The following is a 21,653-nucleotide window of genomic DNA, read 5'->3' as shown; positions in this document are numbered from 1 at the left end:
AGTCTATTCGGATGCCTGCTCACCCTCGCGCGACGCGGCGGCAACCCGCGCGCCGCCAGCCGCCTTCTGCGCCTCGCGCACCCGCTTGCGCAGGTTCTTGTCGGTGATCTGCCGATCTCCGACGGCACCGGGAGTCCAGAGCTCGACGTCCTCGTCGCCGTAGCTCGTCTTGGATGCGCGTCGGCGCACCTCAGGGGGAACCGCGCCTGGTGCCAGCCTGCGGGCGGTGAGCAGGAATCCGGTGTGGGCGACCATGCGGTGGTCGGGACGCACCGCGAGGCCTTCGACGTGCCAGCCGCGCACCATGGTCTCGGAGGCGTCGGGGTCGGTGAACAGCCCCGTGTTGCGGATGTACTCGGCGACGCGCGACAGCTGGGTCGCAGTCGCGATGTAGCAGATCACGACGCCACCGGGCGTGAGCGCCTCAGCCACGGCGTCCATGCACTCCCACGGGGCGAGCATGTCGAGCACCACTCGGTCGACGGTGCCCGGCTGGTGCACGGAGCCCAGCTCTTCCGCCAGATCGCCGACGACGACCTCCCAGGTCTGCGGCGTCTCGCCGAAGAAGGTCTCGACGTTGGCCTTCGCGACCTCGGCGAAGTCCTCTCGCCGCTCGAACGAGGTGAGGCTGCCGTCGTGGCCTATCGCGCGCAGCAGGGCGAGCGAGAGCGCCCCTGATCCGACGCCTGCCTCGACGACCACGGCGCCGGGGAAGATATCTGCCTGCATCACGATCTGCGCCGCGTCCTTGGGGTAGACGATGGCCGCGCCGCGCGGCATCGACATCGCGAAGTCGCGCAGCAGCGGGCGCAGCGCCAGATAGTCGTGGCCCGAGCTGTTCGTGGCGACAGACCCGTCGGGCTGTCCGATCAGGTCGGCATGCCTGAGCACGCCGTGGTGAGTGTGCAGCTCGCCGTCGGCACGCAGTGTGATGGTGTGCAGGCGGCCCTTCGGGCCGGTGAGCTGAACGCGGTCTCCTTCGCGGAAGGGACCGCTGGGGCGTACGGCGCTCATCGGGCGCCCTCCTTCGCGAGACGGGTGTGCAGGTCGATGATGTCGGCCGCGGTGCGACCTTCGAGCGTGGGCCAGAGCTCGTCGGCGCCGAAACCGTCGAGCGAGACGATGTGAGGCACGCCCAGCGTGACCGCGCCGGATGCCACGCCCGAGGTGACGCCGGTCGGCGAGTCCTCGATCACGACGGCGTCGGCGATGTCGATGCCGAGGCTGGCGGCGGCGGTGAGGTAGGGGTCGGGGAACGGCTTGCCGCGTTCGACGTCGTCGCCGGCGACCACCAGGTCGAACGCGGTGAAGTCGATCCGGGCCACGACATCGAGCGCCATCCGACGCAGAGACATGGTCACCAGCGCAGTCGGGATGCTCTGGGCGCGCAGGTCGGCGAGCAGCTCTCGCGCGCCAGGGCGGAACGGGACACCCTGGGTGCGCAGGCGCTCGGCGACGCGGTCGGTGAGCAGGTCGACGATCTCGGCCGGTTCGCGGTCGACACCGGCCTGCTGCAGCACCCGTCCGCTCTCGAGCAGGTTGCTGCCGATGAGCCCCAAAGCATCATCGTGAGTCCAGGTGCCGCCGTAGGACTCCACCAGCTCCGTCTCGACCGCCATCCAATACGGCTCGGTGTTGACGAGGGTTCCGTCCATGTCCCACAGGACTGCGCGGGGCTTTCTGCTCATTGCACCCATGCTAGCCGGGTCGCCGCCCCTGACCCGGCCCTGAGGTCTAGCCTGGAGGGATCGGCTCGGCTCCCGGAAGGAGAGGGATGGACGTCCTCGGCTCTCGCATCATCGTCGCCGCGTTCGACGGCTGGAACGATGCCGGCGAAGCGGCGAGCGGCGCCATCGCGGCTCTGCGTGCGGCAGGTGAATACGAACAGGTGCACGCTGCCGACCCCGAGTTGTACTTCGACTATCAGTACACCCGGCCGTCGAGCAGGCTGAACGCGGAAGGCGCGCGTGAGCTGCGCTGGCCGCAGGCCGCGCTCTGGCGCCCGGTTCGTCCGGCCGTCGCCGGACCGGAGCTCTGGCTTCTGACGGGATCGGAGCCGGCACGCGCCTGGCAGGCGTTCGTGAACGAGTTCGTCGACGTCGCCCTGCGCGACGACGTCACCGGTCTGGTCACGATCGGCGCGATGCTCTCGGACGTGCCGCACACCCGGCCGATCTCGGTGTTCGCGACGAGTCAGGACGAGCGTGTACGCGAGGCGCACGGCCTCGAGAAGTCGACCTACGAAGGCCCTGTCGGGATCCTCAGCGTCTTCGACCAGTTCTTCAGCCAGGCCGAGATCCCTGCAGCCAGCCTGTGGGCCAGCGTGCCGCACTACGTCGCGACCGCATCGCCGTCACCCAAGGCGACCCTCGCGCTGCTCGACCGTCTCGAGGAGCTCACGGGCGTGGGGCCGGCGCGCGAGCACCTGCGGACCGAGGCGGCCGCCTGGGAGGCATCCATCGATGCGGCAGCCGCGGAAGACGAGGACATGGCCGAGTACATCCGCCAGCTCGAGCGCACGCGCGACACGTGGGACTCCCCTGACGCCTCCGGCGACGCCATCGCTCAGGCCTTCGAACGCTACCTGCGCCGACGGGGCGACGGCCCCGACAAGCGCTGACTGCGCCCGAAGGCCTCGCGAATCAGACGGCGGGGATGACGCCTGTCGCCAGCAGTATGATGATCGCGACTCCGAGGAGCACGCGGTAGATCACGAACGGCAGGAAGCTGCGCTTCGAGATCCAGTTCATGAAGAACGCGATCACACCGAGTGCGACGACGAAAGCGATGCCGGTGGCGGCGAGCGTCTCGCCCAGCCCGAAGTGCTGATCCGCATCTCCCCCGTGCTTGATCAACTGATAGAACCCGCTGCCGAAGACGGCCGGGATCGCCAGCAGGAACGCATACCGAGCTGCTGCCGCCCGCTCGTAGCCGAGGAAGAGCCCCATGGTGATCGTGCCGCCTGAGCGGGACACGCCCGGCACGAGCGCGAGCGCCTGGGCCACACCGAACGCCGCGCCGTGGCCGTAGGTGAGCTGGTCGAGCTTGCGGCGCTTCGCGCCGACGTAGTCGGCGATGCCGAGCAGCACGCCGAACACGATCAGCATCACGGCGACGACCCACAGCGAGCGGAACACCGTCTCGATCTGATCCTGGAACAGCAGACCCAGCAGCACGATCGGGATGCTTCCGAGGATGATCAGCCAGCCCATTCGGGCGTCCGGGTCGTTCCGGGGAGCCTTGCCGGTCAGCGAGCGGAACCACTGCGCGATGATGCGCACGATGTCGCGCCAGAAGAACACCACCACGGCCGCCTCGGTGCCGATCTGCGTGATGGCGGTGAACGCGGCCCCCGGGTCTTCCCCAGAGGGCAGGAAGGTACCGAGGATGCGCAGGTGCGCACTGGATGAGATCGGCAGGAACTCGGTGAGTCCCTGCACGATGCCGAGGATGAGCGCTTCGAGCAGGTTCATGCGTCGCTTTCTGACAGAGGCTTCGTAGGCGTGGCGCGCAGGGCGATGCTGATCAGCAGCTGCGCAGCAGATCGGCCAGCACGCGCTGGCCGAAGACAAGCGATTCTACGGGCACGCGCTCGTCGACTCCGTGGAACATCCCTGTGAAATCGAGGTCGGCCGGCAGGCGGAGAGGAGCGAATCCATAGCCCGTGATGCCGATCGAGGCCAGAGCCTTGTTGTCGGTGCCGGCCCCGAGAAGGTACGGGATGACCGGGATGCCCGGGTCGTGACGACCGAGCGCGGAGACCATCGCATCGACCAGGTCGCCCTCGAACGGGGTCTCCATGCCGATGTCGCGCACGACGGTCTGGATCTCGATGTCGTCTCCGACGATGCGCTGCAGCTCGGCGAGGACGTCGTCCTCCGTGCCGGGGATCACACGCACGTCGATGAGCGCCTCGGCGGTCTCGGGGATCACGTTGTGCTTGTATCCGGCGGTGAGCACTGTCGGGTTCGCCGTGGTGCGGAACGTCGAACGCAGGAACGCCTCAGCGGGTCCTGCAGCGGCGGCCAGGGCATCCGGATCCTCGACAGGACGACCCGTGAGGTCGCTCAGCCCCTGCAGCAGGGACTCGGTGGTCGGGGTGAGCCGGATCGGCCAGCGCGTGCGGCCGATCGCCGCGACCGCCTCGGCCAGCCGAGTAACGGCGTTCTCGTCGTGGTAGCGACTGCCATGCCCCGCCCGTCCCTTCGCGACCAGGCGCAGCCACAGCATCGCCTTCTCCCCCACCTGCAGCAGATACGCGCGGCGATCGTCGACGGTGATCGAGTACCCGCCCACCTCGCTGATCGCCTCAGTCGCGCCCGCGAACCATTCCGGCTTGTTCTGCACGACGAGCGCAGAGCCCTCCACGCCGCCGTTCTCCTCATCGGCGAAGAACGTGAGGATCAGATCGCGCTCTGGCTGCTCTCCCGCGCGCAGGATGTCGGCGACGGCGGTGAGGATCATGGCGTTCATGTTCTTCATGTCCACGGCGCCGCGGCCCCACAGCAACCCGTCGCGCACGAGGCCCTCGAACGGGTCGACGCTCCAGTCGCCGGCGATCGCGGGCACCACGTCGAGGTGCCCGTGCACGACCAGAGCCGGCCGGTCGGGATCACGCCCGGCCACGCGGGCCATGACGTTGGTGCGCCGGTCGATCGGCTCGTAGTACTCCGGCGCGAGGCCGAGCTGCTGGAGGTACGCGCCGACGTACTCAGCCGCCTCCCGCTCGCCGTTCGCTCGACCCCCACCGTAATTCGACGTGTCGATGCGGATCAGATCGCGAGCGATGCGGACGACCTCGGGCAGCTCAGTGTCGGGCATGACCCCAGGCTACCCAACGGTCGTGCCACGCCCGGGCGTCGCGCTGGTTCGAACACCTCACCACGGCGTGCTAGAGTCATTCTTCGTTCGGCAACGAACATTTCATCACCTGCGCGGGTGGCGGAATAGGTAGACGCGCTAGCTTGAGGTGCTAGTGCCCGAATAGGGCGTGGGGGTTCAAGTCCCCCCTCGCGCACAGACAGGCCCCGGATCCCAGGATCCGGGGCCTTCTTGTCTCAGTCAGCGAATCTTCGTGCGCGCAGGCGTCGCCACCGCCACGGCGGGAAGTCGTCCGGCCAGTGCAGCACGACGGTGTCGAAACCTCGCCGAACGCGACGACGAAACCCGCGTCCTGGCCAGAGCGGTCGCATGGAGATGCCCATCGGCGCACCGCGCAGTCGGCCGGGTCTTCCCAGACCACCGAGGTGGTACGACAGGTCTAGATCGTCGTGGGTCTCGGTGTGATGACGGTGCACCTCTGAGCGGACCGAGCGCCACGCGTCGGTCCGCATCGCCAGGTTCGAGCCGAACAGCGGCCGGTGCCCGAGAGCTGCTCCTGCGGCGAGTCCGTAGCCGCCCAGATACACGGCAGAGGTCCACCGCAGGGCGCGCGGTCCGTCGGTGAAACGGGCTGGGCCCGTGGCGCTGAGCAGATCCGGCGACCGCAGGAACTGCGTCTCGGCGTCACGCACCCACGTCGGCGGTGGCACGCAGTCGGCATCGAGGCGGAGGATCAGATCGCCGACGGCGGCGTCGTAGCCGGCCGCCGCAGCCGGGGGGATGCCGATCTCCATGCAGCGCACCACCCGCGCTCCCCCGGACATGGCGATCGCCGCCGACGCATCCGAAGATGCATTGTCGACGACGATCACCTCGTCGGGTGCACGGGTCTGCTCACGCAGAGCCGTGAGACAGCGCTCGAGCGGTGCCGCGTCATCCCGCACCGGGATGACGACCGAGATGCGCAATGATGCTCAGGCTTCGACGTCGCCGCGCCACGCGCCGGTCGCGCTGCCGCGGCCCTCGATGAACTCCTTGAAGTTGTCGAGGTCCTTCTTCACGGCGTGGGAACCCGCACCGACGAGAGCGCCGACCTTCTCGAGCAGTCCCTGCGGATCCCAGTCGATCTGCGCGGTGACGCGAGTGGTGGTCTCGTCGAGCTTGTGGAAGGTGACCACGCCTGCGTGCTCGGTCTCGCCGCCGATGCTGCGCCACGCGACGCGCTCGTCGGGGTGCTGCTCGGTGATCTCGGCATCGAACTCGCGCTCGGCACCGCCGACTTTGACGACCCAGTGGTTGTGGGTGTCGTCGATCTGCGTGATCGAGACGACCTCGTCGAGGAAGTGCGGGAAGCTCTCGAACTGCGTCCACTGGTTGTACGCGACGCTCACGGGGACGTTCACGTCGACGGTCTCGATGATCTGGGGCATCTTCAACTCCTCGCTTCTGGATGGAGATCCCAGTCAGCCGCATCGCATCCCATCGCGGGAGGGGGTTGACGTGGCCCTGCGCGGGAGTCGACTCAGACCGCTCCGACACCGAAGACGAGACCCAGGACGTACGTGACGGCTGCTGCCCCCACTCCGATCGCGAGCTGGCGAAGGGCCCGCCTCAGCGGCGGCCCGCCGGAGAGGATGCCGACCATCGCCCCCGTTGTGAGCAGTGCGATGCCGACCAGCACGAGGGCCAGGACGATCGCCGAGGAGCCGCTCAGGCCGAAGATCCACGGCAGCACGGGCACGATCGCTCCTGACGAGAAGAGCAGGAAGCTGGAGATCGCCGCTGACCAGTCGCTGCCGACGACGTCGTGGTCGGTGTGGATGCCGATCGGGCCGGTGGCGTCGCGCCGGATGCCCGCCCGGGCAGCCTCGACGACGCGCTGCGCACGTGCGAGCGACTCGTCCTCCGCCATACCGCGAGCTCGGTAGACGAGTGCGAGCTCATTGGCGTCGATGTCGAGATCGGCTGCAGTGGCATCCGCGTCGTTGTTCTCCTCGGTCGACGCCAGCAGCTCCCGCTGCGACCGCACGGACACGAACTCGCCGGCCCCCATCGACAGGGCCCCGGCCAGCAGGCCCGCGATGCCGCTGAACAGCACGAACCCGCCGCTGACGCCGGTGGCGCCGATGCCGAGCACGAGCGCGAGATTCGACACCAGTCCGTCGTTCGCGCCGAACACCGCGGCGCGGAAGGAGCCCGACAGGCGTCGGCGACCGCGCGCCGCGAGACCTCGCACCACCTCGTGGTGCACTTTCTCATCGGCGCGCATCGCAGGGGTGGCGAATCTCTCGGTGTCGTACGGCGACCTGGCCTCGGCGCTCTGGGCGAGAGCGAGCACGAAGATCGATCCGAAGCGGGACGCCATCCAGCCCAGCATCCGTGATCGGAGGCCGGCCTTCGGCAGGCGCTGCGGCTCTTCACCGAGCAGATCGAGCCAGTGCTGCTCGTGGCGGCGCTCGGCCTCGGCCAGAGACAGCAGGATCTCGCGCTCTTCGCCCTCGCGGCGAGCAGCGAGGTTCGCGTACACGGCGCCCTCAGCGCGCTCTTCGACCAGGTAGCGGGCCCACTGCCGGCGATCGGCGGCAGTGGGCTGTGCGGGCGCGTTCATGCATCCTCCGTGCTGTGGGTGACCAGTCAACGGTATCGATCACGGAGCGCCGGAACCGCGTCAGATCAGCGATTGACAGGATTTCGGATTCCCGAACTGCCCTGGGTCCGGCGATGCGCGAACACCCTCAGGAGCGCACGCGCTTGCGCAGCACGTCGATGCGCGACTGCAGCTGCGTGACCGTTGCCTGTGCGACGGCAGGACCGCCGCAGACTCGGCGCAGCTCGGCATGCACGGCACCGTGCGGCTCGCCGCTCTGCCGGGCGTAGAGCCCGACCAGGCTGTTCAGCAGCTGCCGCTGCTCACGGAGCGTGCGGTGCAGCGGCGCCGGGAGGGTCGACTCCTGCTCGGGAGGCGCGGTCGCTTCGCGTGCCTGACGCAGCTTGCTCTGCCGAGCCTGACGCTGCATCAGGAGGTCGTGCACGTGCTCAGGCTCGAGCAGGCCGGGAAAGCCGATGAACTCCTCCTCTTCGGGAGTGCCCGGCTCGGCGAGCTGCCCGAAGTCCTTGCCGTCGAACACCACCCGGTCGAAGTGCGCGAGCGACGAGATCGCCTGATAGCTGAACTCCTGCGTCAGGGCATCCGACGCGTCGTCCTCTCGGTTCGCGCTCTCCAGCAGCGAGTCCTCGAGCCCGTCGTCGTCCTTCGTCTGGCGATCCAGCGCGTGGTCGCGCTGCTTCTCCATCTCGTTCGCGAGAGTCATCAGCACCGGGACGTTGGGCAGGAACACGCTCGCGGCCTCGCCGCGACGCCGGGCGCGCACGAAGCGGCCGATGGCCTGAGCGAAGAACAGGGGGGTCGACGACGAGGTCGCGTACACGCCGACCGCGAGACGGGGCACGTCGACGCCCTCCGACACCATCCGCACCGCGACCATCCATCGCCGGTCGTCCGCGCTGAACTTCTCGATCCGCTCCGAGGCCGAGGCGTCGTCGCTGAGCACGACGGTGGGCTGCTGCCCCGTGATGCTGTGCAGGATCTTCGCGTACGCGCGCGCCACTGTCTGATCGGTGGCGAGCACCAGGCCGCCGGCGTCGGGCACGTGGTGGCGGATCTCGGAGAGCCGGCGGTCGGCTGCGCGCAGCACAGCCGGCATCCACTCCCCTTCCGGGTCCAGCGCTGTGCGCCAGGCCTGCGAGGTGACATCCTTCGTGTTGTCCTGCCCGAGATGCGCTTCCAGCTCGTCGCCCGCACTCGTGCGCCAGCGCATCTTGCCGGAGTACATGTGGAAGAGCACCGGCCTGACGACGCCGTCTTCGAGCGCCCGCCCATATCCGTAGGCGTAGTCGGTGCTCGAAATGCGCGCACCCGACTCGTCCGGCAGGTACTCGACGAACGGGATGGGTGCGGTGTCGCTGCGGAACGGCGTTCCCGACAGCAGCAGGCGCCGCTTGGCAGGACCGTACGCATCGCGGATCGCGTCACCCCAGCTGAGCGCGTCGCCGCCGTGATGCACCTCGTCGAGGATGACCAGCGTCTTCGCGTCCTCGGTGAGGTGGCGGTGCAGTGATGACTTCGCCGCGACCTGCGCGTATGTCACGACCACGCCGTGATAGTGCCGCGCGGGCGCCCAGTGGCTGTTCTTGAAGTGCGGGTCGAGACGGATGTGCACGCGTGCGGCGGCATCGGCCCACTGGGTCTTGAGGTGCTCGGTGGGGGCCACGACGATGACCCGGTTGACCTCGCCCATACGCAGGAGCTCGACGGCGAGCGTCAGGGCGAATGTCGTCTTTCCTGCACCGGGGGTCGCCGCGACGAGAAAGTCGCGCTGGTCGGCCTGGAAGTACTGCTCGAGAGCCTCTCTCTGCCAGGCCCTCAGCTTGTCTGCGGTACCCCACGGGGCGCGCTGAGGGAAGGACGGAGAGAGCATCCCGTCTACGATAATCCAGCCCGCCGACAGTTCGCTTCTAGGCCCGGGGGTAGGCTCGGATGCTGTGCCCGGGCACCCCGAGGCGCGCCTGCCGAAGGAGAGACGATGGTCGACCAGGATTCGTCGCGCACACCGTACATCGCCAACGAGGGGCCCCACCCGTGGCGCCGGTTCGTCGCCGTCGGCGATTCGTTCACCGAAGGCATCGGCGACCCCGACGAGGCCGCGCCCGGCGGTCACCGCGGCTGGGCCGACCGGGTGGCCGAGGTGCTGTCGAAGGACGTCGACGACTTCGCCTATGCCAACCTGGCCGTGCGAGGCAAGCTCATCCGCCAGATCGTCGCCGAGCAGATCGAGCCGGCGGTGGCGCTCAAGCCGGACCTCGTCTCGATCTGCGCGGGCGGCAACGATGTGATCCGCCCGCGCACCGACCCCGACGACATCGCCGCCCAGCTCGAGGACGCCGTGGCACGGCTCGCGTCCACGGGTGCAGCGGTTGTGCTGTTCACCGGCATCGACACGAACTTCACGCCCGTGTTCCGTGCCTTCCGCGGCAAGGTCGCCATCTACAACGAGAACGTGCGGGCCATCGCCGACCGCCACGACTGCATCGTCGCCGACCAGTGGGCTCTCAAAGTCATCCAGGACACCCGGTTCTTCGCCGACGACCGGCTGCACCTGAACGCTCTTGGTCACCACGAAGTGGCGCGCATGGTGCTGCGCGCGCTGAACGTGCCGAACTCGCTGCAGGCGATGCAACCCGACCCCATCCCCGTGCGCACCTGGCGTGAAGCGCGCACCGAGGACATCGGCTGGGCGCGAGAGCACCTCGTGCCGTGGGTGCTGCGCCGCCTTCGGCACCAGTCATCCGGTGATCACATCGCTGCGAAGCGCCCCGATGCGGGCCCCTTCCTGCGCGGCGACATCGGCTGAGCGCCCCGGACGGCGACGGTCAGCGCGTCGCGTAGAACGCGACCGCCGATGCCGCGGCGACGTTGAGCGAGTCGACACCGCCCATCATCGGGATGGTCACTCGACGATCCAGCATCCGGTCGGTGTCGGGCAGGATGCCGTCGCCTTCCGTTCCGAACACCAGTGCGAGCCGCTCGGGCGACTCGGCCACCAGATCGTCCAGGGCGATGGCGGCCTCCCCCAGCGTCATTCCTGCGACCGCATAGCCCGCCGCCCGCAGCGTGTCGATCTCCTGGGGCCAGCTCTCGATCCGTGTCCACGGCACCTGGAACACCGCGCCCATCGACACGCGCACCGACCGCCGGTAGAGGGGGTCCGCGCAGGTGGGGGTGATCAGCACGGCATCGACGCCCAGAGCAGCCGCCGACCGGAAGATCGCACCGACGTTGGTGTGATCGGTGAGGCCCTCGAGGATCGCGATCCGCGGACGGCTCCCGTCGATCATCGACAGCACCTCCGCCACGGATGCCGGATCAGGACGGTGCATGGCCGCCATCACGCCGCGGTGCACCGCGAACCCGGTGAGTCGTTCGGCGACGTCATCGGCGACGACGTACACCGGCACGTCACGATCTCCGACGAGCGCGGCGACGGCATCCGTCCACTTCTGCTGCGTCAGAACCGACCGTGGCCTGTGCCCGGCCTGCAGAGCACGCTCGATCACCTTCGCCGATTCGGCGATGTACAGCCCACCCGCCGGCTCGCGCACGCGACGCAGCGCCGTGTCGGTGAGAGAACGGTAGTCATCGAGCACCGGATCGTGTGGGTCGGTGAGGACGTGCAGCTGCATGCCTCCATGCTGTCAGGCCGCGACGGCCCCGGAGCCCGTCAGACGCGCTTAGACTTCCGAGGTGCAGTCGCTCGAATCCTCGGACACGATCTCCGACGCGATCGATCGTGCCGCGGATCTGCTGCAGTCCCGTCGATTCGCCGTGCTCACCGGGGCCGGAATCTCGACCGACTCGGGCATCCCGGCGTATCGCGGCGCAGGTGCGCCGCCCCGATCGAAGCCCATGACGATTCAGACCTATCTGTCGGACGAGGCGGCGCGGCGCCGGTACTGGCTCGGCGGCCATCTCGGCTACCGCGCGTTCACTGCGCCCGATCCGAACGGCGGGCATCTCGCGCTCGCGGCTCTCGAACGATCGGGCGCGTCAACGGGCGTCGTCACGCAGAACGTCGACGGTCTCCACCTGCGGGCCGGCAGCCGGCGGGTGGTCGAACTGCACGGCACGATGCACCGCACGCTGTGCCTGCACTGCGGTCAGGTCTACGATCGGCGGGCGATCGCCGAGCTCATCGAGGCGCTCAACCCGTGGATCCTCGTCCCGGAGAACATCGTGCTCAATCCCGACGGCGACGTGTCGCCGGAGAGCACCGAGGGCTTCGTCATTCCGACGTGCGAGATCTGCGGCGGGATGCTCAAGCCGGACGTCGTGTACTTCGGGGAGTTCGTCCCCGTCGCGCGCTTCGCGCTCGCCGAATCGCTCGTGCACGCGTCGAGCGCACTCGTCGTCGCCGGGACGTCGCTGACGGTCAATTCCGGCATCCGCGTGATCGAGCGCGCACGGCGCCGCGACATGCCCATCGTCATCGTCAACCACGAGCCCACCAGGGCCGATGTGTGGGCAGACGAGGTGATCACGGGAGGGACGACCGAGGTGCTCACGGCGCTGGCCTCCCGGCTCGGCGTCCTCTGAGCCGCCTCCCGTAGGCTCGAGAGGTGACCCTGCTGACACTCGTACGCCATGGCCAGACCGACTGGAACCTCGCCCGCCGCATCCAGGGCACGACCGACATCCCCCTGAACGAGACCGGCAGGGACGACGCTCGATACGCGGCGCACAAGCTCGGCCGCACCCAGCACCATGCCATCTACGCGAGCCCGCTCAAGCGAGCGAGGGAGACCGCCGAGATCATCGCGGACGAACTGGGTCTCGCGGCTCCCACTCTCGTTCCGGACATGCGGGAACGAGAGTTCGGCGTCGGCGAGGGGATGCTCGTCAAGGACTACATCGAGGCCTACGGTGACTGGCACGGCGAGGTGCCGGGAGCGGAGTCGCTCGAGGATGTGTGCGTCCGCGCCATGGCTGCACTGCACCGCATCGCACGCGACGCCCGCCGCCGTTCGGCTCCGACCGCTGAATCGGTGATCGTCGTGACCCACGGCGGAGTGATCCGCTCGCTCATCGACCACGCCTCAGGCGGAACGCTGCCTGCACTCGGCAGCGTGCTCGGCAACGGATCCCTGCATCGCTTCGAGGCATCGCCAGATACGCTGCGCCTGCTCGAAGAGGCGGTCGTCCTCTGACCGCCGGCCGGCTCACCCTCGACTGAGAACAGCTCTGGCGTGCCGCAGCACCGGCTCGTCGATCATGCGCCCGTCGTGGCGGAACACGCCCCGCTCCCCCTCGGCTGCGGCGAGCACCGCGCGAGCCCATGAGAGCGTGGCCTCGTCCGGCCGGTACGCGTCGCGGATGACGGCGACCTGCTTCGGATGGATGCAGGCGGTCGCGCCGAATCCGGATGCCGCCGCGTCGGCGGCCTCCGCAGCCAGCCCATCCAGATCGTCGATGTCGAGGTGCACGGCGTCCACCGCCGTGCGGCCGTATGCTCCGGCAGCCAGCAGAACCTGTGCACGAGCCGCGCGTGCGACGTCGCGGTAGCGCCCGTCGGCGAACCGGCTCGACGTGCCACCCAGCGACGCCACCAGGTCCTCTGCACCCCACATCAGCCCCGCGGTCCGCTCGTGGGCGGCGATGTCACCGGCCCGGTGCACGCCTCGCGCGGTCTCGCAGAGCGCGATCAGACGGAACTCCGCCCCGAACGAGTCGAACGCCATCGGGTCCTCGCTCTTCGCGACCATCACGGTGCGGAACGGAGTGCGACGCACGGCGTCGACATCGAGCGCGAACTCGGCCGTCTCAGGCGCGTTCACCCGCACGATCACCCGGGACGGATCCAGATCGGCCGCGATGACGTTCTCACGAGCGGCAGCCTTGGCATCCGGAAGCACCGCATCCTCGAGATCCAGGATCACGGCATCCGCCTTCTGCAGCGCCCCTGAGAAGCGCTCCGGTCGATCAGCCGGACAGAACAGCAGCGCCGGGCCCATGCCGAGAGTCATCGCTCGCCCTCCGGAAGACAGCGCATCAGCGCGGTTCGAGTCGCCTTCGCCACGATCACCCCGTCCTGATTGCGACCCGTGTGCTCGATCGTGCAGATGCCCTGACCGGGACGAGAGGACGAGAGGCGCTTGTCGACGATCATGCTCTCGGTGTACAGCGTGTCGCCATGGAACAGCGGGTGCGGAAACGAGATGTCGCCGAGTCCGAGCTGCGCGACCAATGTGCCCTGGGTCAGCTGCGCGACCGATGCCCCGACCATCGTCGACAGGGTCCACATCGAGTTCATCAGGCGCTGTCCGAACGGCTGCTGATCGCCCGCGAACGCGGCGTCGAGGTGCAGCGCCTGCGTGTTCATCGTGAGGGTGGTGAACAGCACGTTGTCGGCTTCGGTCGCGGTGCGCCCCGGGCGGTGCAGATAGCGCGCGCCGACCTCGAACTCCTCGAAGTAGAGCCCGCGCTGGACGATGTCGGTCATGCTCTCTCCTAACCCACGAGACCCAGCGAGCGGGCGATGACGAGCAGCTGCACCTCGGTCGTGCCCTCGCCGATCTCGAGGATCTTCGAGTCGCGGTAGTGGCGAGCCACGGGGTACTCGTTCATGAATCCGTTGCCGCCGAAGATCTGCGTCGCGTCGCGGGCGTTGTCCATCGCGGCTTCACCCGAGACGAGCTTGGCGATCGCCGCCGCTTCGGCGAACGGACGGCCTGCGTCGCGCAGACGAGCAGCGTGATGCCAAGCCAGACGCGCGGTGTGCACACGTACCCGCATGCGGGCGAGCGTGAACTGCGCGTTCTGCCTGGTGCTCAGAGCCGAGCCGAACACCGTGCGCTTGTTTGCGTAGTCGACTGCCGCCTCCAGGCATCCCTCGGCGGCGCCCGTCGCGAGGGCGGCGATCGCGATGCGGCCTTCATCGAGGATGCTGAGGAAGTTCTTGAAGCCGCGGCCGCGCTCCCCGAGCAGGTTGGCCTCGGGCACGCGCGCATCCTGGAGGGTCAGCGGGTGGGTGTCCGAGGCGTTCCAGCCGACCTTGTCGTATGCGGGCTCGACGGTGAAGCCGGGGGTGCCGTTCGGGACGATGATCGTCGAGATCTCCTTGCGTCCGTCGCTCTCGCCGGTGACCGCTGTCATCGTCACGAACCGGGTGATGTCGGTGCCGGAGTTCGTGATGAACTGCTTGCTGCCATTGAGCACCCATTCGCCGCCGTCGAGGCGCGCCGTGGTGCGCGTGGCGCCCGCGTCGCTGCCGGCCTCTGGTTCGGTGAGACCGAAGCCCGCCAGCGCCTCGCCCGCGAGCAGCGACGGCAGGTGCTCCTGCTTCTGCTCCTCGGTGCCGAAGCGATAGATCGGCATGGCTCCGAGGCTCACCCCCGCCTCGAGGGTGATCGCCAGCGACTGGTCCACGCGCGCCAGTCCCTCGATTGCGAGGCCCAGGGCGAGATAGTCACCGCCCTGGCCGCCGTACTCCTCCGAGAAAGGCAGACCGAACAGGCCCATCTCCCCCATCTGGCGGACCACGTCGAGGTTCAGGGTGTGGGTCCGGTCGGCTTCGTACGCCTGCGGGGCGACGACCTCTTCGGCGAACTCGCGCACCATCGAGGCGAGCTCGCGCTGCTCCTCGTTCAGGTCGACACCGGTCAGTTCGGTCTGGGCGCTCATGCTGTCTCCTCTTCGCTGACTCGCACGACGGGCTGGTCCCGCCTCACCTGGTCGCCGAGGGCGACCAGCAGGTGCACCGTGCCGTCGTGAGGCGCGAGCACCGGATGCTCCATCTTCATCGCCTCGATCGAGACGATGGGGTCGCCGGCGCGCACGAGGTCGCCCTCGGCGACATGCACGGCGACGATGCTGCCTGGCATGGGTGCACGGCCCTCGGGCTCACGTGGGCCCGATGCCTGCTCCCGCTCGGCGAGACGACGCTGCATGCGCGAGCGACGCGACAGCGGCCGCAGACGGGCTGTCGCGCCCTCGGCGAAAGTCCACACCGCGCCGCCCGCGTCGGTCGCCGTCGGGATGCCGTGCACGTACGCCGCCGGAGCCTGGATCACCTCGTCGTCGTCGGTGAGAAACACCGGGCGATCGACCTGGGCCGTGCCGCCGAGCCGCCAACCAGGCAGCTGGTGCCAGATGTCTCCCGCCCCGACCGGGCGCTGCGCCTCGAGGGCGTGCGCGGCCGCGGCGAGCATGGATGGCGTCGGAGCGCCGGCGGGGAACGGCAGCATCGTCTCGATGAGACCGGTGTCGAGGTCCCCCGACATCACGCGCTCGTCTCGGATGAGGGCCCGCAGGAAGGCGATGTTGGTCTCGACGCCGAGCACCACCGTGCGAGCGAGCGCGGCGTCGAGGCGGCGGAGCGCAGTCGTGCGCTCCGCACCGTATGCGATCACCTTCGCGATCATGGGGTCGTAGTGGCCGCTGATCTCGGAGCCGGTCTCGATCGCCGCATCGACGCGCACGTCACGGGGCGGGTCGAACAGCAGCACGCGGCCCGTCGAAGGCAGGAATCCGCGCTCGGGAGACTCGGCGTACACGCGCGCTTCGACCGCGTGGCCGCGCACCGCGGGGGCGGGGTCGATCGCCCCGCCTGCGGCGATGTGCAGCTGCAGCGCGACGAGGTCGAGGCCCGTGACCTCCTCGGTCACGGGGTGCTCGACCTGCAGCCGAGTGTTCATCTCGATGAAGAAGATGTCTTCCACGGCGTCCGCCTCGACGAGGAACTCGACCGTGCCGGCCCCGACGTAGTCGACGCTCCTGGCGGCGGCAACGGCTGCGTCGAGCAGCCGCCGCCGGACCGCATCGGGAAGTGCAGCGGCCGGCGCCTCTTCGATGACCTTCTGGTGTCGGCGCTGCAGAGTGCACTCGCGCTCGCCGAGTGCGATCACGGTGCCGTGTGCGTCTCCGAACACCTGCACCTCGATGTGCCGCGGCCGCTGCACCAGCCGCTCGAGCACCATCGAATCGTCACCGAAGGCAGCGGTCGCGACCCGTCGCGCCGTCGCCAGTGCTCCGGCGAGCTGGTCGCCGGATCGCACGATCTCCATGCCCTTTCCGCCACCGCCGGCGCTGGGCTTGACCAGCAGGGGGTAGCCGATCTCGTCGGCGCGGGTTCGGATCTGAGCATCGTCGAGACCGGCGGCGTTGAAGCCCGGCACCACCGGAACGCCGTGCCGAGCGACGTGGTCGCGCGCGGTGGCCTTGTCGCCCATGATGTCGAGGGCCCGCTCGTCCGGGCCGATGAAGATCATGTCCGCGGCCGCGCACGCGCGTGCCAGCTGGACGCTCTCGGAGAGGAAGCCGTATCCGGGGTGGATCGCCTGGGCTCCGGATGCCCGTGCCGCGGCCATGATGGCATCCACGTTGAGGTAGGAGTCGGCGGCTGCAGACCCTCCGATGTGCATCGCCTGGTCCGCCTCGCGGACGTGCGGCGCACGCGCGTCGGCGTCGCTGTACACGGCGACGCTGCGCACGCCCAGCTCGCGCAGGGTGCGGATGATACGGCGGGCGATCTCGCCGCGGTTGGCGACGAGCACGGTGTCGATGGTCGTGGTGCCTGTGGTCATGCTGCCTGTGGTCATGGTGATCACATCCGGAAGAGGCCGAAGCGCGGCTCGGGCAGGGGGGTGCGGGAGACGACGTCGAGAGCCAGCCCCAGCAGGTCTCGGGTCTGATCCGGGTCGATGATGCCGTCGTCCCAGAGCCGGGCGGTCGCGTAGTACGGCTCGCCCTGGGCCTCGTACTGGCTGCGGATCGGCGCCTCGAACTCGTTGCGCTCCTCCGGCGTCCAGCTCTCTCCCGCTGCCGTCAGCTGATCCTCCTTGACTGTGGCGAGGACGGATGCCGCCTGCGGCCCGCCCATCACCGAGATGCGGCTCGCCGGCCAGCTCCACAGGAAGCGCGGCGAGTACGCACGCCCGCACATGGAGTAGTTGCCGGCTCCGAAGGAACCCCCGATGATGACGGTGAGCTTGGGCACCCGGGTGGTGGCGACAGCGGTGACCATCTTCGCCCCGTCCTTGGCGATGCCACCGGCCTCGGCGTCTCGCCCGACCATGAATCCGGTGATGTTCTGCAGGAAGAGCAGGGGGATGCCTCGCTGGTCGCAGAGTTCGATGAAGTGCGCGCCCTTCTGCGCCGATTCGCTGAAGAGCACCCCGCTGTTCGCGACGATGCCGACCGGGTGGCCGTGGAGCCGGGCGAAGCCCGTGACGAGGGTCGTGCCGTACTCGGCCTTGAACTCACTGAATGTGTCGGCATCGACGAGCCGGTCGATGACCTCGTGCACGTCGTACGCGGCGTTCACATCGACCGGGACGACGTCGTACATGCTTCCGGTCTCGCGCGGAGCGACACCGGGCATCACCTGCCATGCGGGCTGCGGGGGCTGCGGAAGGGTCGCGACGATGTCGCGCAGGATCTCGAGAGCGTGCTCGTCATCGTCGGCGAGGTGATCGACGACGCCGGAGCGGCGGGCGTGCAGCTCGCCGCCACCGAGCTCCTCAGCTGTCACGACCTCGCCGATGGCGGCCTTCACGAGCGGCGGACCGCCGAGGAAGATCGTGCCCTGATTGCGGACGATCACGGTCTGGTCGCTCATCGCCGGCACGTAGGCGCCCCCCGCCGTGCAGGAGCCGAGAACCGCCGCCAGCTGTGGGATGCCCGCTGCCGACATCTGCGCCTGGTTGAAGAAGATGCGCCCGAAATGGTCACGGTCGGGGAACACCTCGTCCTGCTTCGGGAGGAAGGCGCCGCCAGAGTCGACGAGGTAGAGGCACGGCAGACGATTCTCGAGCGCGATCTCCTGCGCTCGAAGGTGCTTCTTGACGGTCAGCGGAAAGTAGGTGCCGCCCTTCACCGTGGGGTCGTTGCACACGACCATGACATGCCGACCGTGCACGAGCCCGATGCCCGCGATGACGCCGGCCGCCGGTGCCTCGCCGCCGTACAGCCCGTGAGCTGCCAGCGGCGCGATCTCGATGAAGGGGCTTCCCTCGTCGAGCAGCCGCGTGACGCGATCCCGGGGCAGCATCTTGCCGCGGGAGACGTGACGCTCCCGGGAGCGCTCCGGTCCGCCCAGCGCGGCGGCGGCGAGTCGCTCACGCAGTTCTTCGGCGAGTGCCTGCTGGGTGACCGGCATCGCGGGTCCTCCTTGACCATTGCTGAAAATTCGCATCAAAAGGGTTAGTGTGCACTAACCCGACAATTCAGGTTAGCGAGGATTAACCGAAATGACAACGCCTCTCACCGCGCGCGATCGCGCCAAGGCCGAGCGGACCGACGCGATCCTCATCGCGGCCGCCGAGCTGTTCGCTGCGCGGGGCTATTCGGGCGTCAGCCTCGAGGACATCGGCGCGGCCGTGGGCATCTCCGGCCCTGCGGTGTACCGGCACTTCGCAGGAAAGCAGGCTCTGCTGGGAGCGCTGCTGATCGGCGTGAGTGAGGATCTGGTCGCCGGCGGCGCGGCCGTGGTACGCGGCGAGAGCGACGAGCGCGCCCGCATGGCGCTGCTCGTGGATTTCCACGTCGACTTCGCGCTGCGCAACGCCGACGTCATCCGAGTGCAGGATCGCGATCTGTCTCATCTGTCGGACGACTCGCAGGCAGACGTGCGACGGCTGCAGCGCGCCTATATCGAGCTGTGGATCGATGCCCTCCACATGCTGGTCAGCGCGGGTCGCGAAGAGCTGCGCCTGCGCGTGCAGGCCTGCTTCGGCCTGCTCAACTCGACACCGCACAGCACCTCGGCGGCGCTGCGCACGCGGGCCGACACGGCTCGCGTGCTCGCAGCCATGGCCATGTCGGCGCTCACGGCCGGCGACTGAGATCAGTCGCCGGCCACGAGTGCTCGACGAGGATCGCGTCGACAGGCGCAGACGGATCAGAACAGCAGAGCCCGCCCCGGCTGCTCGAGGATGTCTGCGACGTCCTTGAGGAACCGGGCGCCCTCAGCGCCGTCGACGAGACGGTGATCGAACGAGAGACTCAGGGTCATCATCTGACGCAGAGCGATCTCGCCCCGGTGCTCCCACGGCTGACGCCGCACAGCGCCGACCGCGAGGATCCCCGACTGCCCTGGTGGCAGGATCGGGGTTCCCGCATCGATGCCGAACACGCCGATGTTGGTGATCGAGAACGTGCCGCCGGCGAGCTCTGCGGGGCTCATCTTACCCGCACGGGCCGTCTGGGTGAGCTGCGTGAGCGCATCGGCCAGGCCGGTAAGCGAGAGTCGCTCTGCATCCCGGATGATCGGCACGATCAGGCCCCTCTCCGTCGCCGCGGCGATCCCGAGGTCGACGAAGTGGTTCTGCACGATCTCGCCGGCCGCCTCGTCCCAGGTCGCGTTCAGCGAGGGATTGCGGCCGAGTGCGAGGGCGACGGCCTTCGCGACGACCACGAGCGGACCGATCCGGTGCTCCGACAGCGATCTGTCGGCCTTGAGCTGATCGATGAGCTCCATCGTGGCCGTCACGTCGACCGTGTGGAACGTCGTCACGTGAGGCGCAGTGAAGGCGCTGCGCACCATGGCCTGGGCGGTGTGCTTGCGCACGCCCTTGATCGGGATGCGGGTCTGGGCGCGCTCACCGGACGGCATGGCGGCGGGCATCGCCGGCTCGGCAGGAGCCGGTGCCGCCGCGTTCGCGGTGGCACCGGTGCGCTCGGCGTAGGCATCCACGTCCTCGCGGGTGATCACCCGGTCGCCGACCTCAGCGGCGATGAGCACGAGATCGACTCCGAGGCGCTTGGCGTGCGCGCGAACGGGCGGGGTGGATCGGGGGCGCTCCCCCACAGTCGGCTCTGCGACGCTCGGCGGAAGCACATCGTGCGGGGCGGCGACGAGCACGTCCGCATCCGCGGACGCCGCAGCAGGAGTCCCGCCGCGACGCGCTCGGCGCGCCGGGCGGCCGGAAGACGCCGGGGCTGCGCCGTATCCGACGAGGTTCGGCTGCGCCTTCTCCTCGCCCTCCGAAGCAGGAGCGGAGGAGGACGCGGGTTCCTCGCCGACGACATCGAAGGCGATCAGCGGAGCTCCGACGGCGACCGTCTCCCCCGCGTCCGCATGCAGGGTCGCGACGGTTCCCTCGTAGGGCGAGGGCAGCTCGACGACCGCCTTCGCGGTCTCGACCTCCGCAAGAGTCTGATTGAGCGCCACGGGATCACCCGGCTGCACGAGCCACTGGACCACCTCGGCTTCAGTCAGTCCCTCTCCGAGGTCGGGCAGACGGAATTCGGCGATCACCGCTGATCTCCCTTCGCGTCCGCGCCGCTGAGACTGTGCGGACGATCGAGCACACGATCGACGGCATCCAGGATGCGGTCGAGGTCGGGCAGATGGAACTTCTCGAGCTTCGCCGGTGGGTACGGGATGTCATGCCCGGTCACCCGCACGGGGGCCGCCTCGAGGTACTCGAAGCAGTACTCGGTGATGCTCGCGATGACCTCGGCGGCGACGCCCGCCTCGCGGGACGCCTCGTGCGCGACCACCACGCGGCCGGTGCGGCGCACCGAGGCCGAGACCGTCTCGTAGTCCACCGGCGAGATGGAGCGCAGGTCGATCACCTCGAGGGAGACCCCCTCGTCTTCGGCCGCCGCGGCCGCGTCGAGTGCAGTGCTCACCATGGCGCCGTACGTGATGATCGTGGCATCGGCTCCCTGACGCACGACGCGCGCGAGGCCCATCGGCGGGGCGTCGGCCAGCGGCGCCTCGAGGTCGACCTCGCCCTTGTGGTGGTACAGGCGCTTGGGCTCGAAGAACAGCACGGGGTCATCGCTGGCGATCGCCTGCCTCAGGCAGCGGTAGGCGTCCTGAGGATCAGAGACCGCGATGACGCGCAGACCGGCGGTGTGCACGAAGTAGGCCTCAGGCGACTCGGAGTGATGCTCCGCCGCCCCGATGCCCCCTGCCCACGGCACGCGGATCGTGATCGGCATCTTCACGCGGCCCTGGGTGCGGTAGTGCAGCTTCGCGACCTGGGAGACGATCTGGTCGAAGGCCGGGTAGATGAACCCGTCGAACTGGATCTCGACCACAGGGCGGTAGCCGCGGAAGGCGAGACCGACGGCGGTGCCGACGATGCCGGACTCCGCGAGAGGCGTGTCGATCACGCGCTTGGCGCCGAACTCGTCCTTCAGTCCGTCGGTGATTCGGAAGACACCGCCGAGCGTGCCGATGTCCTCTCCCATCAGCACGACCTTCTCGTCATCGAGCATGGCCTGCCGAAGGCCGGCGTTCAGGGCCTTGCCCATCGTCATGGTCGTCATG

21 protein-coding genes and 1 tRNA gene are annotated in these 21,653 nt (G+C 69.0%); 6 read left to right on the top strand and 16 right to left on the bottom strand.

Annotation, left to right across the window (positions count from 1 at the left end):
• Window positions 1-3: 3 nt before the first annotated feature.
• Both JOE67_RS00375 and JOE67_RS00370 read right to left on the bottom strand, forming a co-directional pair.
• Window positions 4-1,014 carry a tRNA (adenine-N1)-methyltransferase gene (locus tag JOE67_RS00375; RefSeq protein ID WP_204973607.1) on the bottom strand — a complete coding sequence of 337 codons (1,011 nt, stop codon included), beginning with the start codon at window positions 1,012-1,014 and terminating at the stop codon, window positions 4-6.
• A complete protein-coding gene (locus JOE67_RS00370) occupies window positions 1,011-1,697 on the bottom strand; it encodes an HAD family hydrolase (protein WP_420827623.1) in 687 nt (228 codons plus the stop codon). The genes JOE67_RS00375 and JOE67_RS00370 overlap by 4 nt, the downstream gene beginning before the upstream one ends.
• Window positions 1,698-1,774: 77 nt before the next feature.
• On the opposite strand from JOE67_RS00370, the gene JOE67_RS00365 reads away from it, so the two are divergent.
• Window positions 1,775-2,620: a PAC2 family protein gene (locus tag JOE67_RS00365; protein WP_204973605.1), complete on the top strand. Its 846-nt coding sequence runs from the start codon at window positions 1,775-1,777 to the stop codon at window positions 2,618-2,620.
• Window positions 2,621-2,642: 22 nt separating this feature from the next.
• Here JOE67_RS00365 and JOE67_RS00360 read toward each other — a convergent pair whose 3' ends face one another.
• Together JOE67_RS00360 and JOE67_RS00355 are read right to left on the bottom strand one after the other, a co-directional pair.
• Entirely contained in the window at window positions 2,643-3,473 is an 831-nt protein-coding gene (locus JOE67_RS00360) for an undecaprenyl-diphosphate phosphatase (RefSeq protein ID WP_204973604.1), read from the bottom strand.
• A gap of 52 nt (window positions 3,474-3,525) precedes the next feature.
• Window positions 3,526-4,821 carry a M20/M25/M40 family metallo-hydrolase gene (locus JOE67_RS00355; RefSeq protein ID WP_204973603.1) on the bottom strand — a complete coding sequence of 432 codons (1,296 nt, stop codon included), beginning with the start codon at window positions 4,819-4,821 and terminating at the stop codon, window positions 3,526-3,528.
• 111 nt (window positions 4,822-4,932) lie between these two features.
• Between JOE67_RS00355 and JOE67_RS00350 the strand changes: the two genes are divergently transcribed.
• Window positions 4,933-5,017, top strand: a tRNA-Leu gene (locus JOE67_RS00350).
• Window positions 5,018-5,057: 40 nt separating this feature from the next.
• Here the strand turns inward: JOE67_RS00350 and JOE67_RS00345 are convergent.
• The 4 genes from JOE67_RS00345 to JOE67_RS00330 form a co-directional block, all read right to left on the bottom strand.
• Window positions 5,058-5,789, bottom strand: a complete 732-nt coding sequence (locus JOE67_RS00345) for a glycosyltransferase family A protein (protein WP_204973602.1) — start codon at window positions 5,787-5,789, stop codon at window positions 5,058-5,060.
• 6 nt (window positions 5,790-5,795) lie between these two features.
• On the bottom strand, window positions 5,796-6,251 hold the full coding sequence (locus tag JOE67_RS00340) for an SRPBCC family protein (RefSeq protein ID WP_204973601.1): 456 nt from the start codon (window positions 6,249-6,251) through the stop codon (window positions 5,796-5,798).
• 92 nt (window positions 6,252-6,343) lie between these two features.
• Window positions 6,344-7,429, bottom strand: a complete 1,086-nt coding sequence (locus tag JOE67_RS00335) for a VIT1/CCC1 transporter family protein (RefSeq protein ID WP_204973600.1) — start codon at window positions 7,427-7,429, stop codon at window positions 6,344-6,346.
• A 127-nt stretch (window positions 7,430-7,556) separates the two neighbouring features.
• The gene (locus JOE67_RS00330) at window positions 7,557-9,299 is read right to left on the bottom strand and encodes a DEAD/DEAH box helicase (protein WP_204973599.1); all 1,743 of its coding nucleotides are present in this window, start codon (window positions 9,297-9,299) and stop codon (window positions 7,557-7,559) included.
• Window positions 9,300-9,404: 105 nt separating this feature from the next.
• Between JOE67_RS00330 and JOE67_RS00325 the strand changes: the two genes are divergently transcribed.
• Window positions 9,405-10,232, top strand: coding sequence for an SGNH/GDSL hydrolase family protein (locus JOE67_RS00325; RefSeq protein WP_204973598.1), 828 nt, complete (start codon window positions 9,405-9,407; stop codon window positions 10,230-10,232).
• 19 nt (window positions 10,233-10,251) lie between these two features.
• On the opposite strand, the gene JOE67_RS00320 is transcribed toward JOE67_RS00325, so the two are convergent.
• Window positions 10,252-11,061 (bottom strand): TrmH family RNA methyltransferase, encoded by an 810-nt coding sequence (locus tag JOE67_RS00320; protein WP_204973597.1) that lies wholly within the window; start codon window positions 11,059-11,061, stop codon window positions 10,252-10,254.
• Window positions 11,062-11,122: 61 nt separating this feature from the next.
• On the opposite strand from JOE67_RS00320, the gene JOE67_RS00315 reads away from it, so the two are divergent.
• Complete coding sequence (locus JOE67_RS00315; protein WP_204973596.1) at window positions 11,123-11,971, top strand: Sir2 family NAD-dependent protein deacetylase; 849 nt, start codon at window positions 11,123-11,125, stop codon at window positions 11,969-11,971.
• 23 nt (window positions 11,972-11,994) lie between these two features.
• Entirely contained in the window at window positions 11,995-12,582 is a 588-nt protein-coding gene (locus JOE67_RS00310; RefSeq protein WP_204973595.1) for a histidine phosphatase family protein, read from the top strand.
• 12 nt (window positions 12,583-12,594) lie between these two features.
• Here JOE67_RS00310 and JOE67_RS00305 read toward each other — a convergent pair whose 3' ends face one another.
• The 5 genes from JOE67_RS00305 to JOE67_RS00285 are packed head-to-tail and all read right to left on the bottom strand — an operon-like array spanning window position 12,595 to window position 18,530.
• Window positions 12,595-13,398 carry an HpcH/HpaI aldolase/citrate lyase family protein gene (locus tag JOE67_RS00305; RefSeq protein WP_204973594.1) on the bottom strand — a complete coding sequence of 268 codons (804 nt, stop codon included), beginning with the start codon at window positions 13,396-13,398 and terminating at the stop codon, window positions 12,595-12,597.
• The gene (locus JOE67_RS00300; RefSeq protein ID WP_204973593.1) at window positions 13,395-13,874 is read right to left on the bottom strand and encodes a MaoC family dehydratase; all 480 of its coding nucleotides are present in this window, start codon (window positions 13,872-13,874) and stop codon (window positions 13,395-13,397) included. The genes JOE67_RS00305 and JOE67_RS00300 overlap by 4 nt, the downstream gene beginning before the upstream one ends.
• An 8-nt stretch (window positions 13,875-13,882) precedes the next feature.
• Window positions 13,883-15,055 (bottom strand): acyl-CoA dehydrogenase family protein, encoded by a 1,173-nt coding sequence (locus JOE67_RS00295; RefSeq protein WP_204973592.1) that lies wholly within the window; start codon window positions 15,053-15,055, stop codon window positions 13,883-13,885.
• Entirely contained in the window at window positions 15,052-16,971 is a 1,920-nt protein-coding gene (locus JOE67_RS00290; RefSeq protein WP_204973591.1) for an acetyl/propionyl/methylcrotonyl-CoA carboxylase subunit alpha, read from the bottom strand. Before JOE67_RS00290 ends, JOE67_RS00295 begins: the two co-directional genes overlap by 4 nt.
• Before the next feature lie 5 nt (window positions 16,972-16,976).
• Window positions 16,977-18,530 carry a carboxyl transferase domain-containing protein gene (locus JOE67_RS00285; protein ID WP_239527930.1) on the bottom strand — a complete coding sequence of 518 codons (1,554 nt, stop codon included), beginning with the start codon at window positions 18,528-18,530 and terminating at the stop codon, window positions 16,977-16,979.
• A 91-nt stretch (window positions 18,531-18,621) separates the two neighbouring features.
• Here JOE67_RS00285 and JOE67_RS00280 point away from each other — a divergent pair, with 91 nt between their 5' ends.
• A complete protein-coding gene (locus tag JOE67_RS00280; protein WP_204973590.1) occupies window positions 18,622-19,215 on the top strand; it encodes a TetR/AcrR family transcriptional regulator in 594 nt (197 codons plus the stop codon).
• A gap of 56 nt (window positions 19,216-19,271) precedes the next feature.
• Here the strand turns inward: JOE67_RS00280 and JOE67_RS00275 are convergent, their stop codons facing one another.
• Both JOE67_RS00275 and JOE67_RS00270 read right to left on the bottom strand, forming a co-directional pair.
• Entirely contained in the window at window positions 19,272-20,630 is a 1,359-nt protein-coding gene (locus tag JOE67_RS00275; protein WP_204973589.1) for a 2-oxo acid dehydrogenase subunit E2, read from the bottom strand.
• The gene (locus tag JOE67_RS00270; protein ID WP_204973588.1) at window positions 20,627-21,652 is read right to left on the bottom strand and encodes an alpha-ketoacid dehydrogenase subunit beta; all 1,026 of its coding nucleotides are present in this window, start codon (window positions 21,650-21,652) and stop codon (window positions 20,627-20,629) included. Before JOE67_RS00270 ends, JOE67_RS00275 begins: the two co-directional genes overlap by 4 nt.
• Between the last annotated feature and the right edge of the window lies 1 nt (window position 21,653).

The sequence above is a fragment of the Microbacterium esteraromaticum genome, from assembly GCF_016907315.1.
Taxonomy (GTDB): Bacteria; Actinomycetota; Actinomycetes; order Actinomycetales; family Microbacteriaceae; genus Microbacterium; species Microbacterium esteraromaticum.
Note: the sequence above shows the minus strand (reverse complement) of the source record. Positions and strands in the feature narration are given on the sequence as shown.